At 62.5% G+C, this 13,185-nt stretch carries 14 protein-coding genes; 5 read left to right on the top strand and 9 right to left on the bottom strand.

Going from position 1 to position 13,185, the window contains the following annotated elements; translation table 11 throughout:
- Positions 1–42: 42 nt before the first annotated feature.
- Together GOX53_RS18650 and GOX53_RS18645 are read left to right on the top strand one after the other, a co-directional pair.
- Positions 43–1,464 (top strand): aldehyde dehydrogenase family protein, encoded by a 1,422-nt coding sequence (locus GOX53_RS18650; RefSeq protein WP_171178970.1) that lies wholly within the window; start codon positions 43–45, stop codon positions 1,462–1,464.
- Positions 1,461–2,975, top strand: a complete 1,515-nt coding sequence (locus GOX53_RS18645; RefSeq protein WP_171178968.1) for an AMP-binding protein — start codon at positions 1,461–1,463, stop codon at positions 2,973–2,975. Before GOX53_RS18650 ends, GOX53_RS18645 begins: the two co-directional genes overlap by 4 nt.
- On the opposite strand, the gene GOX53_RS18640 is transcribed toward GOX53_RS18645, so the two are convergent.
- Positions 2,916–3,140, bottom strand: coding sequence for a hypothetical protein (locus tag GOX53_RS18640; protein WP_171178966.1), 225 nt, complete (start codon positions 3,138–3,140; stop codon positions 2,916–2,918). The two genes, GOX53_RS18645 and GOX53_RS18640, sit on opposite strands and share 60 nt — an antisense overlap.
- Between GOX53_RS18640 and GOX53_RS18635 the strand changes: the two genes are divergently transcribed.
- Positions 3,139–4,656 carry a malonyl-CoA synthase gene (locus tag GOX53_RS18635; RefSeq protein ID WP_171178964.1) on the top strand — a complete coding sequence of 506 codons (1,518 nt, stop codon included), beginning with the start codon at positions 3,139–3,141 and terminating at the stop codon, positions 4,654–4,656. The genes GOX53_RS18640 and GOX53_RS18635 overlap by 2 nt on opposite strands.
- Before the next feature lie 89 nt (positions 4,657–4,745).
- On the opposite strand, the gene GOX53_RS18630 is transcribed toward GOX53_RS18635, so the two are convergent.
- Positions 4,746–5,765 carry a ribose-phosphate pyrophosphokinase gene (locus GOX53_RS18630; RefSeq protein WP_171178962.1) on the bottom strand — a complete coding sequence of 340 codons (1,020 nt, stop codon included), beginning with the start codon at positions 5,763–5,765 and terminating at the stop codon, positions 4,746–4,748.
- Positions 5,766–5,871: 106 nt separating this feature from the next.
- Here GOX53_RS18630 and GOX53_RS18625 point away from each other — a divergent pair, with 106 nt between their 5' ends.
- On the top strand, positions 5,872–6,474 hold the full coding sequence (locus GOX53_RS18625) for a 2-hydroxychromene-2-carboxylate isomerase (protein WP_171178960.1): 603 nt from the start codon (positions 5,872–5,874) through the stop codon (positions 6,472–6,474).
- Positions 6,471–7,283, top strand: coding sequence for an alpha/beta fold hydrolase (locus GOX53_RS18620; protein ID WP_371810357.1), 813 nt, complete (start codon positions 6,471–6,473; stop codon positions 7,281–7,283). The genes GOX53_RS18625 and GOX53_RS18620 overlap by 4 nt, the downstream gene beginning before the upstream one ends.
- A gap of 85 nt (positions 7,284–7,368) precedes the next feature.
- Here the strand turns inward: GOX53_RS18620 and GOX53_RS18615 are convergent, their stop codons facing one another.
- The 7 genes from GOX53_RS18615 to GOX53_RS18585 form a co-directional block, all read right to left on the bottom strand.
- Positions 7,369–8,418, bottom strand: coding sequence for a low specificity L-threonine aldolase (locus tag GOX53_RS18615; RefSeq protein ID WP_171178958.1), 1,050 nt, complete (start codon positions 8,416–8,418; stop codon positions 7,369–7,371).
- Complete coding sequence (locus GOX53_RS18610; RefSeq protein WP_171178957.1) at positions 8,418–8,888, bottom strand: YcgN family cysteine cluster protein; 471 nt, start codon at positions 8,886–8,888, stop codon at positions 8,418–8,420. Before GOX53_RS18610 ends, GOX53_RS18615 begins: the two co-directional genes overlap by 1 nt.
- Positions 8,885–9,817, bottom strand: a complete 933-nt coding sequence (locus tag GOX53_RS18605; RefSeq protein WP_171179082.1) for a bifunctional riboflavin kinase/FAD synthetase — start codon at positions 9,815–9,817, stop codon at positions 8,885–8,887. Before GOX53_RS18605 ends, GOX53_RS18610 begins: the two co-directional genes overlap by 4 nt.
- Positions 9,818–9,980: 163 nt before the next feature.
- Positions 9,981–10,472 carry a ClbS/DfsB family four-helix bundle protein gene (locus GOX53_RS18600; protein WP_171178955.1) on the bottom strand — a complete coding sequence of 164 codons (492 nt, stop codon included), beginning with the start codon at positions 10,470–10,472 and terminating at the stop codon, positions 9,981–9,983.
- Positions 10,473–10,674: 202 nt separating this feature from the next.
- Positions 10,675–11,118 carry a MaoC family dehydratase gene (locus tag GOX53_RS18595; RefSeq protein ID WP_171178953.1) on the bottom strand — a complete coding sequence of 148 codons (444 nt, stop codon included), beginning with the start codon at positions 11,116–11,118 and terminating at the stop codon, positions 10,675–10,677.
- Positions 11,119–11,220: 102 nt separating this feature from the next.
- Positions 11,221–12,096: a TIGR01459 family HAD-type hydrolase gene (locus GOX53_RS18590; RefSeq protein ID WP_171178951.1), complete on the bottom strand. Its 876-nt coding sequence runs from the start codon at positions 12,094–12,096 to the stop codon at positions 11,221–11,223.
- Between the two features lie 139 nt (positions 12,097–12,235).
- The gene (locus GOX53_RS18585; protein ID WP_171178949.1) at positions 12,236–13,156 is read right to left on the bottom strand and encodes a manganese-dependent inorganic pyrophosphatase; all 921 of its coding nucleotides are present in this window, start codon (positions 13,154–13,156) and stop codon (positions 12,236–12,238) included.
- Positions 13,157–13,185 lie beyond the last annotated feature (29 nt).

Below are 13,185 nucleotides of genomic sequence, written 5' to 3'. Positions count from 1 at the left end.
CCGGGGCGGGTTCCGCCCCGGACAACCGATCGAGGACACAGGATGAACGCTCAGGACGAGATTGCGACGGAGATCGCCGAGGTGGATCAGATCGTGGTGCGGGCAAGGGCTGCTCAAAGGGCTTATGAAGCCGGTGGCAGTCAGGCGCTGTATGACAAGGCGGCGCTGGCGGCGGGTTGGGCCATCATGGAACCGGAACGCAATCGGGCGCTGGCTGAAATCGCGGTGCAGACCACAGGCCTGGGCAATGTGCCCGACAAGATCACCAAGAACCACCGCAAGACGCTGGGCCTGCTGCGCGATATTGCCGGGGCGAAGACCCATGGCGTGATCAGCGACGACCCCGCGACCGGCATCACCGAGATTGCGCGTCCCATCGGAGTGATCGGCGCCGTCGTGCCCTCGACCAACCCGGCGGCCACGCCCGCCAACAACATCATCAACGCTCTCAAAGGGGGTAACGCCATTGTGGTGGCGCCATCGCCCAAGGGCGTCGCCTCGTGCGAGTTGTTGCTGTCCTACATCCATGCCGAGTTCGACAAGCTGGGGCTGGACCGCGATCTGGTCCAGATGCTGCCTGCGCCAGGATCGAAGGCGAAGACCCAGCGGCTGATGGAGACGGTTGATCGGGTGATCTGCACCGGCAGCCAGAACAACGTCCACCGCGCACAATCCTGCGGTACACCCGCCGTGGCGGTGGGTGCAGGCAATGTCACCGTCATCGTCGACGAAACCGCCGATCTGGCAGCGGCGGCGGCCAAGATCACTGCCTCGAAATGCTTCGACAACGCCACCTCCTGTTCGTCCGAGAACGCGGTGGTGGTGGTCGGCGCAGTCTATGACGCCTTTGTCGCCGCACTGGCGGCGGAAGGCGGCACATTGGTGCCTGAGGCCGACAGCGCTGGGATCGTTGCCAAATTGTGGCCCGACGGGCACCTGAACCGCTCGGTCATCGCGCAGGATGCCGACAAGATGCTGGCGGCGCTGGACATGACCGGCAAGGTGCCCGCCGACACCAAATTCCTCGCGGTGGAAACCAGCAGTATCGGCCCGGATCATCCTCTGTCAGGGGAAAAGCTCAGCCGGGTTCTGGCGCTCTACCGGGCAGCGGATTTCGATGAGGCCAAGGCAGTGGCCGCCCGCATCCTCGCCTATCAGGGTGCGGGCCACTCCATCGGCATCCACACGGGCGACGATGCCCGCGCGGTCGGGCTGGGCCGCGACATGCCCACCTGCCGGGTCATCGTCAATCAGGCGCATACCTTCGCAACTGGCGGCGGTTTCAACAACGGCATGCCGTTTTCCCTGTCGATGGGGTGCGGCAGTTGGGGCGGCAACTCGATCGACACCAACCTCAACTGGCGGCATTTCGTCCAGACCACTAAGATCGTGCGCCCCATCGACCCGGTCGAGCCGACCGTCGAGGATATCTTCGCGGGTTACTGGGCCGAGGCTGGTCAATGAAGCTGCATCGCGATCATCCGCCTGAGGGCACCGTTCGCGAGTGGCTGGATGCGCGCGCGGATGCGGGCGGGACCGGCTTTGTCTTTCCCGAAGGCGCATCCCCACTGAGCTGGGACTCGCTGCGAAGCAGGGCCCGTGAGATTGCTGCGACGCTCACGTCGCAAGGGATCGCTGCCGGGGAAAGCATTGCCATCATGATGCCCAATGGCCGCCCGTCCTTCGAATGCCTGTTCGGCGTTCTCTATGGCGGGTTCCGGGCCACGATGATCAATCTTGTGGCAGGCGACGAGGCGATCTCCTACGCGCTTTCTCACAGTGAGGCGCGCTTTGCTTTCGTCGGTCCGGAGCAGGAAGAGTTGTTTTCCCGAACGACCGATCCCGCGCACATCACCGCGCTGAGCCCGGATTGCGACCCGTCCCCGGATGTGCCTCTGCATGAGGTGACCCCGCAAAGTCACGCGCTGCTGATGTACACGTCGGGCACGACGGGGCGGCCCAAGGGGGTCGTGCACACCCAGTCCAGCCTGCTTGCGGGCGGCTGGACCACGGCCATTGCCCACGCGCTGACGCCCGAGGATCGGGGCCTGTGCGTGCTGCCGATCTACCACATCAACGGCTTGTGCGTGACGGTCATGGGGGCGCTGGTTTCGGGCGGCTCTCTGGCACTGGTCTCGCGCTTTTCGGCCAGCAATTTCTGGGCGCAGGCAGCTCAGAGCGAGGTGACATGGTTCTCGGTGGTCCCGACCATCATCTCTCACCTGCTGCACTCCGAAAGCGATCCCGATCCTGACTGCATCGCCCGCTTGCGCTTTGGCCGCTCGGCCTCGTCCGCGCTGGCGCCCGAGGTGCAGCGCGCGTTCGAGACCCGCTTCGGCATTCCCATTGTCGAGACCATGGGCCTGACCGAAACCGCCGCCCAGATCCTGTCGAACCCGCTGCCGCCCGGCACACGCAAGATCGGCTCGCCGGGGATCGGGGTCGGCAACGAGGTGGCGATTTTCGACAGCGATTTCAGGCAGCTACCTCCGGGGCAGGAGGGCGAACTCGTGATTCGCGGCCCCAATGTGATGCTGGAATACCTCAAGAACCCCGAGGCCACTGCCGATAGCTTCACCCCGGACGGTTGGCTGCGCACCGGGGATCTGGGGCGGCAGGACGAGGACGGGTATGTCTTTATCACAGGCCGCCTGAAAGAGCTGATCATCAAAGGCGGTGAGAACATCGCGCCGCGCGAGATCGACGAAGCGCTTTATTCGCATCCCGACGTCATCGAGGCCGCCGCTTTTGGTCGTCCCTGCACGAGTTATGGTGAACGGGTTGAGGCCGCGGTCAGGCTGCGCAGCGGGTCTTCGGTCACACCTTCGGATCTGATTGCAATATGCGAGAAGCGTTTGGGCAAGTTCAAATCGCCCGATCAGGTGTTTCTGCTGGATGAGTTGCCGAAAGGCCCGTCAGGCAAGATCCAGCGGATCAAGATACCCGTCGAGATCGACCGGCACATGAGACGATAGCGGGCGCGTTCCCACAAGATGATCGTCAACGGCCTTTACGACCGGGCTGGGATCGCGCAAAACCATCACAAGTTCGAGGATGACCAGCAAGGCTCCGGCGACGGCCAGAGCCATAGTGCCTGACGGGTGGCCGGTCGTTGATCCGCGCAGGAAAGGTGATCCCATGGCGAACCCTCTCTACGACCGCCTGTTCGGCGTCCATGCCGGAAAATCCACGCCTTTTCTCTATCTCCCCGGCGGTCAGGTTGTGTCTCACCAGGACTTTCTCGCCATGGCGGCCCAGCTTGCCCATGTCATGTCGCAGGTCGGATTGAAACCCGGCGACCGGGTTGCCGCACAAGTGCAGAAATCGCCCGAGGCGCTGGCGCTTTATGCTGCCTGCGTGCAGGCCGGTCTGGTGTTCCTGCCGCTCAACACCGCCTATACGGTCGATGAGCTGTCCTATTTCATCGAAAACAGCGGCGCGTCCTTGATCGTCTGCGACGGGAAGAGCGAAGGCGCACTGGCATCAATTGCTGAGGGTCTGGGCGCCCGCATCGAAACGCTGAACGCCGACGGATCGGGCAGCCTGACGGATCAGGCTCAGGCGATGCCCGCGTCTTTTGCCACCGTCGAGCGTGACGGCGAGGACCTTGCCGCCTTTCTATACACCTCTGGCACCACAGGCCGCTCCAAAGGCGCCATGCTGACCCAGAACAATCTGCTGTCAAATGCCGAGACACTAGTGACCGAATGGCGGTTCACGGCGCAGGATGTGTTGCTCCACGCGCTGCCAATCTTTCACACTCACGGTCTGTTCGTGGCCACAAACATCATGCTTCTGACGGGCGGCAGCATGGTCTTCATGCCGAAATTCGATCTGGACGAGATCATCGCGCATATGCCGCGGGCGACTTCGATGATGGGGGTGCCAACCTTTTACACAAGGCTGCTGGGCGATGACCGGTTCACCCGGGACCTGGCCTCGCATATGCGCCTGTTCATCTCTGGTTCGGCACCGCTGCTGGCGGAAACTCATGTGCAGTTCGAGCAGCGCACCGGCCACCGCATCCTCGAACGCTATGGCATGACCGAGACCAATATGAACACCTCGAACCCCTATGACGGCGAGCGCCGCGCAGGCACTGTCGGCTTTCCGCTGCCGGGGGTGGAGCTGAAGATCACCAACTCAGAAGACGGCACCGAAGTGGCCCAAGGCGAGATCGGCCAGATTGAGGTGCGCGGTCCGAACGTGTTCAAGGGCTACTGGCAGATGCCTGAGAAAACCGCCGCGGAGCTGCGCGCGGATGGTTTCTTCATCACTGGCGATCTGGGCCACATCGACGAAGAAGGCTATGTCCATATCGTCGGCCGCAACAAGGACCTGATCATCTCGGGCGGCTACAACATCTATCCCAAAGAGATCGAACTGGTGCTGGACGACCAGCCCGGCGTGCTGGAAAGCGCGGTGATCGGCGTGCCGCATCCGGATTTCGGCGAGACCGTGCTGGGTGTGATCGTACCCGAGCCCGGTCAGTCTCTGGACGTGGGTGCGATCATGGAGGCCGTGCGTGAGGCGCTGGCCCGCTTCAAGCATCCCCAGCAGTTGATCCTGTTGGACGAACTACCCCGCAACACGATGGGCAAGGTGCAAAAGAACATCCTGCGCGAGCAGTACAAGGATATGTTTGCAGCCGGTTGAGGGTGCCAGGCCAAAGATCGTGGTGGGCGCGTCGATCAACCCGACACACACCAGCCCGTTGCCGAGTTTTCCCCGGCCTGCAACCTGCCTCAGTCCATGTGATAGAGCGATTCGTAGATCGGGGTCAGGGTCTTGTCCTCGAACAGCGACGAGACGCTGGTGCCGTTCCAGATGTTCAGGATCGCCTGGGTGAAGATCGGGGCGGTGGGCACGGTGCGAATATTCGATGCCTTCTGGATTTCCTTGGTGGGCTGGATCGTGTCGGTCAGAACCAGCGACTTCATCACCGAATTGGTCACCCGCTCAACGGCGGGGCCGCTCATGACGCCGTGCGTGATGTAGGAATGCACCTCTTTCGCGCCGTTGTCGGTCAGCACCTGCGCTGCTTTGCACAAGGTCCCGGCTGTGTCGCAGATGTCGTCCACGATCAGGCAAATCTTGTCCTTCACGTCGCCGATCACGGTCATCTCGGCCACTTCGCCCGCCTTTTCACGGCGCTTGTCCACGATCGACAGCGGCGCGTTGATGCGCTTGGCCAGCTCACGCGCGCGAGCTACGCCGCCGACGTCGGGCGACACCACCATGATCTCGTCAAGCCGGTCCTTGAACTGGTTCTTCACATCCAGCGCAAAGATCGGCGAGGCGTAGAGGTTGTCCACGGGAATGTCGAAAAAGCCCTGAATCTGGGCCGCGTGCAGGTCCATGGTCAGCACCCGTTCGATCCCCGCGCCGGTCAGCATGTTGGCCACCAGCTTGGCCGAGATCGGCGTGCGCGCCTTGGTGCGGCGGTCCTGGCGGGCATAGCCAAAATAGGGGATGACAGCGGTGATCCGCGCCGCCGAAGACCGGCGCAGTGCGTCGGCGATGATCAGCAATTCCATCAGGTTATCATTGGCCGGGTTCGAGGTCGGCTGGATGATGAACATGTCCTCGCCCCGGACATTCTCGAACACTTCGACAAAGATCTCGCCATCGTTGAACCGTTCGACCCGCGCATCGACAAGGCCCTGATCGACACCGCGATACAAGCTCATGCGGCGCGCGATGGATTGGCCAAGCGGCAGGTTTGCGTTCCCAGCGATTAGCTTGGGTTCGTGGAGTGATGGCATTGTCAGAAGTCCCCGGGCAGCAACGGTATGTGACAGATTCGTGATGTTGACACCGCTTAGCATGGGCTTACCGTCCCGCAAAGATAACCCAGCGGAGAAAGTGAACATGGCCGATATTGACTACTTTTTTGCGACACTCTCGCCCTATTCCTACCTTGCGGGCACCCGGTTGGAGGAGATCGCCGCCAAGCACGGGGCGAGCATCGCGTACAAGCCGATGGATATCGTCGCCCTGTTCGGCCGCACCGGGGGCACGCCCCCCAAGGACCGTCACATCTCGCGCATCGAGTACCGCGCGCAGGAGTTGGTGCGGCAGGCGGCAAAGCTGGGAATGGAGTTCAACCTACAGCCCGCGCATTGGCCGACCAACGCGGCGCCGTCGTCTTACGCCATCATCGCGGCCACTCAGGATGGCAACGGCGACGTGGGCAAGCTGTGCCACTCGATCCTGCGCGCCTGTTGGGCCGAGGACAAGGACATCGCCGAGGACGCGGTGATCCGCGACTGCCTTGAAGGCGCCGGGTTCGATCCCAAGCTGGCCGATAGTGGCCTGCTGGTGGGCGCCGAGACCTATGCCGCCAATCTGGAAGAGGGGGTGGATCGGGGCGTCTTTGGCGCGCCCTTCTACATCACGCCCGACGGGCAGCGGTTCTGGGGACAGGACCGGCTGGATGACCTTGACGCGCATCTGGCCGGGCTCAAGGGGTGAAGGACCTGCCCCGGCTGGCGCAACCGGTCCATGTGCGTGAACTGGGGGAGGGCCCGCGCCGGGTCCTCGCCCTTCACTGCACCATTGCGCATTCTGGGGCGTGGAAAGGGTTGGCTGGCCTGCTGGGGCAGGAGGCGACGTTCACCGCGCCCGATATGCTGTCGCACGGGCGCAGTCCGGACTGGGATCGGCAGGGCGATTTCTACGACCGGATCACCGAGATTGCTTTGGCGCAACTGACCGGGTCCATGGATCTGATCGGTCATTCCTTCGGCGCAGCAGTGGCGCTGCGATTGGCGGTGGAACGTCCTGAATTGATGCGCAGTGTCGTGCTGATCGAGCCGGTGTTCTTTGCGGTTGCGGTGCAGGACGCGCCGGAGCTGATCGAGCGGCATGGGCAGGACGCGCAACCCTATATGGAGGCCCTGTCCGCAGGCGATGAGGCACTGGCCGCGCGGTTGTTCAACCGGATGTGGAGCACCGAGGGCAGCCCGCGCTGGCCCGACCTGCCCGAGAGCACACGGGCCGCGATGATCCGCGGCATTCACGTCGTGCCGGCCGTCGATCAGGCGTTGTTTGCGGATCGGGTCGGGCTGCTGCAACCGGGCGTTCTGGACCGGGCCTCGATGCCGGTCCTGTTGCTCAGGGGGTCGCTGACGCATCACGTGATGGCTGCGATCAACGAGGGGCTGGCGCGGCGCCTGCCGGATGCAGCAAGCGCCGTGGTCGACGGAGCCGGGCATATGCTGCCAATCTCGCACCCGGGTGAGGCAGCCGCGCAGATCCGCGCCTTTTGGGCGGGCGGTTAGGCCGGGGCGGGGAAGCCGCTTGCAAGCGGCTTAAGCGGTTTCGAAACCGCTTCAAGGCGTTTGCAAACGCCTTTGCGTCGGATGGTTATCTTTTGCCTGATTGCAGGAGCGACAGGAACCGGTCGATCTGATCGGTGCTGATGGACCAGTCGCAGACAAGGCGGCAGGCCAGAGCCTCGGCCTCATCCGCGCCCTCCAGCGTATCGCCCCAGAGGTGATAGACCGCTCCGGCCTCGTGCAGGCGCTTGTGGGTGTTGCGGGGGAAGCTGGCGAAGACGATATTGGCCTGCGGTTCGTGCAGGAAGGACGCCCCGGCCGCGCGCAGGCCATCGGCGAGGCGGGCGCAGTTCGCGTTGGCCTGACGTGCCGACTTCAACCACAGATCGTCGCGCAGATAGGCCGCCATCTGGGCCGAGAGATAGCGGTGTTTGGAAAACAGATGCGCCCCACGCTTGCGGCGCAGTTCGAATTCCCAGGCCTTGGATTCATCGAAGAAAATCACCGCCTCGACTCCCATGAGGCCGTTCTTGGTGCCGCCAAAGCTGACGGCATCTACCCCGGCTTTCCACGTCATCTCGGCGGGCGAGCAGTTCAGCGCCACCAGCGCATTGACAAAGCGCGCGCCGTCCAGGTGGACGGGCAGGCCATACTCCTTGGCCACGCTGCAAAGCGCCTGCAACTCGGCCAGCGAATAGACCGAGCCGCGTTCGGTCACCTGCGTAATCGACACCGGCCCGCGTTGCGGGCCGTGCACGCCACGTGTTTCTTCCGCTGTGATTGAGCCGCGCAGGGCCTCGGGGGTCATCTTGTCGCCGCCTGGCACAAGAGTCAGCTTGGCGCCGCTATAAAACTCCGGCGCGTTGCATTCGTCTTCGTGGATGTGGGAGACGGGCGAACAGAACACGGTCTGCCATGGTTCGGACAGGGTGGCCAAAGCCAGCGAGTTCGCCGCCGTCCCGGTCGCCACCAGATAAACCGCCGCGCCGGGTGCCTCGAACACGGCGCGGATGCGGTCGCGGACCTCGTTCATCAACGTATCGGCGCCATAAGCCATCGCATAGCCCTGATTGGCCTCGGCCAGCGCCTGCAGCACCTCCGGATGGACCGGTCCGGAATTGTCGGATGCAAAGAACATCAGGTCGGCTCCTCGATGATATGATCTTCCCACTCGTCCTCGGGTGTCTCGAATTCCGAGACGGTCCAGCCGCGCACCGACACCCCGGCCTTGTGCACGCTGTCCGGCGTACCAGATATCAACGGGTGCCAGTCGTAAAGGGGTTTGCCCTCCCACAGCAGCCGATAGGCGCAGGTCTGCGGCATCCAGTAAGCATGGGTGTCGAGGTTCGAGGGTTTCAGGACGATGCATTCCGGCACGAACTGGTGCCGGATCGGATATTGCGTGCAGCGGCAGGTTTCGTCGTCGAGCAAGCGGCAGGCCACTCGGGTCAGGGCGACTTCGCCGCTATCCTCGTCTTCCAGTTTGTTGAGGCAGCATTTGCCGCAACCATCGCAGAGTGCCTCCCACTCCTTTTTGGTCAGCTTGTCCAGCGGCAGACGCTTCCAAAACTGCGGGCGCAGGCCCGAGCGGTCGATCGGGTCTTTCATAGCGCGGCCAGTATGTCTCGCGCCTTGGCGCAATCGGCATCCATCTGGGCGACAAGCGCGTCGAGCCCGTCGAACGTCATCTCGGGGCGCAGGTAGTCGATCAGGCCGACCGACAGGGTGGTGCCGTAAAGGTCGCCCGAGAAATCGAGCAGGAAGGTTTCAATATTCGGCTGTTCGCCATGGAACATTGGCCGGGTGCCGACCGAGGCAGCGCCGCGGTAGCTGCCCTGATGTGGGCCGTCCAGCACGTCGACTAGCACAGCGTAGACGCCGAATCTCGGCGGGTGCAGCCCGTCGATGGACATGTTGGCAGTGGGATAGCCCAAGTCGCGCCCCCGCTGCTCACCCCCGATCACCTCGCCTTCGATCCGGTGCCAGTGGCCCAGCATGGTGGCGGCATCCCGGGGGCGGCCCTCGGTCAGCGCGGTGCGGATTGCGGTGGAGGAGACCACGTTTTCCGATCGTTCCAGCAGCGGTGCAACTGTTACGCCAAAGCCCATGTCCTGCCCGAACCGGAGCATGTCCTGTGCGTTCCCACTGCGGCCCCTGCCGAAACAGAAATCGGCACCTACGACCACATGGGCCAGCCCTAGCCCGTCGCAGATCACGCCTCTGGCGAATTCTTCGGGCGTCAGGCCTGCGAGGGAGGCGTTGAAGTTCAGTTCATAGAGACGCTTGACCCCCAGCTTCTCAAGCCGGTGGGCGCGGGTGCTGCCGCGCATCAGCCGGAACGGAGGGGCGTCGGGGGCAAAAAACTCGCGCGGGTGCGGCTCAAACGTCATGATGCCCAGCGGCGCCTCAGGCGCAGCCTGACGGGCCAGGTCGATCACCGACTGGTGACCGACATGCACACCGTCAAAATTGCCAATCGCGACGCTGGCGCCGCGATCTTCTGGCTCAACAAACTGATGGTCCCTAATGATCCGCATGAGCGCTTGGGTAATGGCAGTGGGGGGCATGTTCAAGCGCTTGATTGTGGTTGCCAGCTTTCACGACGGGCTCAGAATGATGCAACAAACAGGGAACTTGCGCGCGCGCCCATGGTCGGGTGGTGCTTCAATGCGGTCATCAGTTGTCTACACCCTGGACAAATCACATCGACCGAAGGCGTGCCCGTATGTATTTCGCGGCAGATCTGAAGTGGCTCGGTCCTGCGGCCTCTGCCCAACGTCCCGTGGTCCAGTTGTTGTTCGCACCTTGCATCGGGCCATCATATAATCCGCTGTTCGAGTGGGATTGGATAAACTGCATGAGCTTGGCGTTTCCGTCCTGCAACGCACTGACAGCCGCATCCCAGCCCATGTCCTTTTGTTGCAATCGGAGTTCGGAATTGTATCGCTTCAGGTCATTCCACTTGTACCCTTTTGCCGGGAAATAGACGGGTTTCCCGGCCTGCCCGTCCGAATACCACCCCAGAAAGAGACCGATCCAGTGCGCCCGATGGGCGACTACATCCTTGATCGATGTTGCATCCTCATCTTGCTGAATGGCCTGCTCGTTCGTGATCGCGGCAATCAGTCTCTCCAGCTTCGCGAATTCCTTTTCGCTAACCTCAAGCAGTTCGGTTTTGTTTGTTGCTGCCATTGTCGGTCACACATGCGTTCCAGCTATTTACCGTAGAGAAAATGGACGCAAACCACCCGACACCCCTTGATGCATATCAACCCAAAGGCAAGAGATCCCCGATCGCCTGACCGCGAGGCAGGAAATTCCGGTCAGGACGCGGAACGAACAAAAAATGGGCGCCGGTCGGGCGCCCATAAGTTCGTTGGAAAAGGATATGCGCTCAGTCGAATTTGCGCGACGGCGCCAGCACCATGGCCTCGCCCACCAGGACCTTCTTGCCATCGACCGCGCAGTGGCAATCGAGCTTCACGCGGCGTTTGGATATGTCGATATCGACCACCTTGACCTCGGCATAGACCATGTCGCCCGGCCGCACTGGCGCGAGAAATTTCAGCGACTGGCCCATATAGACCGTGCCGTGGCCCGGAAGCTGCTCGCCGATCACCGCCGAGATCAGGCCGGCGGTCAGCATCCCGTGGGCGATGCGGCCCTGAAAAATCGTGTCGCGGGCGTAGTCGTCGTCCAGATGCACCGGGTTCCGGTCGGTCGAGATCTGGGCGAACATCTCGATGTCCTCATCCGTCACCACTTTGCGCAGGTGCCGGGTCATGCCCATCTCGATGTCTTCGATACAGATCGTTCCGCGCGGAAGATTGTCCAACATGTCGCCCTCTTTCAGCATCGGCTGGGTAACATTCCATCATGTCCAGCCTCAAGTTGGCAACTTTATTACTTCGCAGTCGCAGAAAATCAAGCCCCAATTCCGCTAGCGCAAACGGCCAATCGAATAGGTCGGATCCATTTTTTCCATTTCAAGATAGCGGCTTAGCGCATCCGGATCCGGCTGGTATGATGTTTTGGTTTCCGATGCGGCCAGTCCGCCGGTGATGAACAGGGAATCGAGGCCTTCGCCGATCCCACCGGCGATGTCGGTATGTGGGCCGTCCCCGATCACAAGGATCTCGGAATCCGGCACATCGGTGCCAAGCGCCATCAGCCTGCGGCGGGCTAGATCGTAGATCGGCGGGTGCGGTTTGCCGAAGTAGAGGCTCTCGCCCCCCATCTCGGTGTAGAGCCGCGCGAGGGCGCCCGCGCACCATTCCCGCACCTCGCCGCGATCCACCACGATATCCGGATTGGCACAGAGCAGTTTCAGGCCATTTTGCTTGGCCAGCAGGAAATCCGGCCGGTTCACGTCCGGGTCCGCATGCGGGTCGAAGGGGCCGCAGCACACGATCCCCTCGGCCTGATCCAGCGGCACGCGCTCGATATGGATCGGGTGTTCCAGCAGCTTGAGCGGTTCGAAAAACTCCGCATCGCGCTGCCATTCGCCCATGAAATAGACCTTTTCGCCCACGGCCCCCAGAAACATTGCCGAGCGGGCGGAGTCGCCGCTGGTGGCGATGGTGTCATAGGCATCCGTTGGCACGTTGAACTGTGTCAGTTGTTCTCCGACGCCTGCACGGGGTTTGGGCGAGTTGGTGACCAGAACCACGATCCCGCCCTGTGCGCGGTAGGATTGCAGGGCGGCGACAGCCTCGGGGTAGGCGGTGATGCCGTTGTGGACGCATCCCCACAGGTCGACGAACAGGGCCTTGTAGCGGTCGGAGACCTCGGAAAGGGCAGTGATGATCTGGGTCATGGGGGCCTTCGGGTTGCTTGGTTGTGTTGGTTATGCCCGATCCCGGCGGGCGAGGCCATGGGGGATGAACCCGCCAAACCTGGGAATAAAAAAGGCCCCGCTTGCGGTGCAGCGGGGCCTGATCTGGGATTGGTGCGGTTTACACCTTGAGGTTCGGGATGATCTGTTTCTTGCGGCTCATGATGCCGGGCAGAACCACGGCGTCGCCGTCGACCGAGGCACCAAAGCTCTTTTCGGCGACGCCTTTGACCAGATCGTTGGGCACCAGCAGGGTGGCCTCTTCGTTCAGGATGTCCACGACGAACAGCAGCACCTGATCGACGCCATCCTCCTGGGCGACCTCGGTCATCGAGCCGGTCAGGCTGGCCTTGCGGTCCAGCACCACGCCCGGCGCGGTGGTTTCCAGAACGCTGACGCGGAACTTGGTGCCGTCGACCTCATATTCCTTGCTGTCCATGCGGATCAGTTCGGCATCCGAGAAGGACGAAACGTCCGATTTTGCCGCGAACATGTCGGCAGCATAGGCCGAGATATCGAGGCCAAGATCGGCGGCCAGCTTCTTGGCCACTTCGCGGTCATGATCGGTGGTGGTGGGCGAGCGGAATTCCAGCGTGTCGGACAGGATGCAGGTCAGGGCGGCGCCCTTGATGGCCTCGGGCATCTTGTCGGCATCGTCGTCCATCAGATCAACCATGATGGTGGCCGTGCAGGCCAGCGGGCGCACGGTGATGTCGATGGGGCCCTTGGTTTCCAGCCCGCCGACCAGCTTGTGATGGTCGATGATGGTGCGGATATCGGCGTTGTTGATGTTGGTGGGCAGTTCGGCCGGGTTGTTGGTGTCCACGATCACGACAGGTGCGTCGTCCTCCACATCCGCGATGATCGCCGGCTTCTCCAGCCCCCAGCGCTGCAGCATGAAGGCGGCCTCGGTGTTGGGTTCCCCCAGCAGCACCGGGGTGGCGTCGACGCCCTGTACCTCGTTCAGGTACCAGGCCCACAGGATGGGCGAGCCGGTGGAATCGGTATCGGGGGATTTGTGGCCAAAAACTTGGATGGTCATGTCGCTGTCCTGCGTTCGGGGAAATTTTG

Origin of the sequence: Ruegeria sp. HKCCD8929 (assembly GCF_013031405.1) — a bacterium.
In the GTDB taxonomy this organism is placed as follows: Bacteria; Pseudomonadota; Alphaproteobacteria; order Rhodobacterales; family Rhodobacteraceae; genus Ruegeria.
The sequence above is the reverse complement of the archived record's forward strand: the minus strand, read 5'-3'. Positions and strand labels throughout refer to the sequence as shown.

Coding starts and splice junctions, on each gene's coding strand:
- GOX53_RS18650 (WP_171178970.1), top strand. CDS start 43: ATGAACGCTCAGGACGAGATTGCGACGGAGATCGCCGAGGTGGATCAG.
- GOX53_RS18645 (WP_171178968.1), top strand. CDS start 1,461: ATGAAGCTGCATCGCGATCATCCGCCTGAGGGCACCGTTCGCGAGTGG.
- GOX53_RS18635 (WP_171178964.1), top strand. CDS start 3,139: ATGGCGAACCCTCTCTACGACCGCCTGTTCGGCGTCCATGCCGGAAAA.
- GOX53_RS18640 (WP_171178966.1), bottom strand. CDS start 3,140: ATGGGATCACCTTTCCTGCGCGGATCAACGACCGGCCACCCGTCAGGC.
- GOX53_RS18630 (WP_171178962.1), bottom strand. CDS start 5,765: ATGCCATCACTCCACGAACCCAAGCTAATCGCTGGGAACGCAAACCTG.
- GOX53_RS18625 (WP_171178960.1), top strand. CDS start 5,872: ATGGCCGATATTGACTACTTTTTTGCGACACTCTCGCCCTATTCCTAC.
- GOX53_RS18615 (WP_171178958.1), bottom strand. CDS start 8,418: ATGTTCTTTGCATCCGACAATTCCGGACCGGTCCATCCGGAGGTGCTG.
- GOX53_RS18610 (WP_171178957.1), bottom strand. CDS start 8,888: ATGAAAGACCCGATCGACCGCTCGGGCCTGCGCCCGCAGTTTTGGAAG.
- GOX53_RS18605 (WP_171179082.1), bottom strand. CDS start 9,817: ATGCGGATCATTAGGGACCATCAGTTTGTTGAGCCAGAAGATCGCGGC.
- GOX53_RS18600 (WP_171178955.1), bottom strand. CDS start 10,472: ATGGCAGCAACAAACAAAACCGAACTGCTTGAGGTTAGCGAAAAGGAA.
- GOX53_RS18595 (WP_171178953.1), bottom strand. CDS start 11,118: ATGTTGGACAATCTTCCGCGCGGAACGATCTGTATCGAAGACATCGAG.
- GOX53_RS18590 (WP_171178951.1), bottom strand. CDS start 12,096: ATGACCCAGATCATCACTGCCCTTTCCGAGGTCTCCGACCGCTACAAG.
- GOX53_RS18585 (WP_171178949.1), bottom strand. CDS start 13,156: ATGACCATCCAAGTTTTTGGCCACAAATCCCCCGATACCGATTCCACC.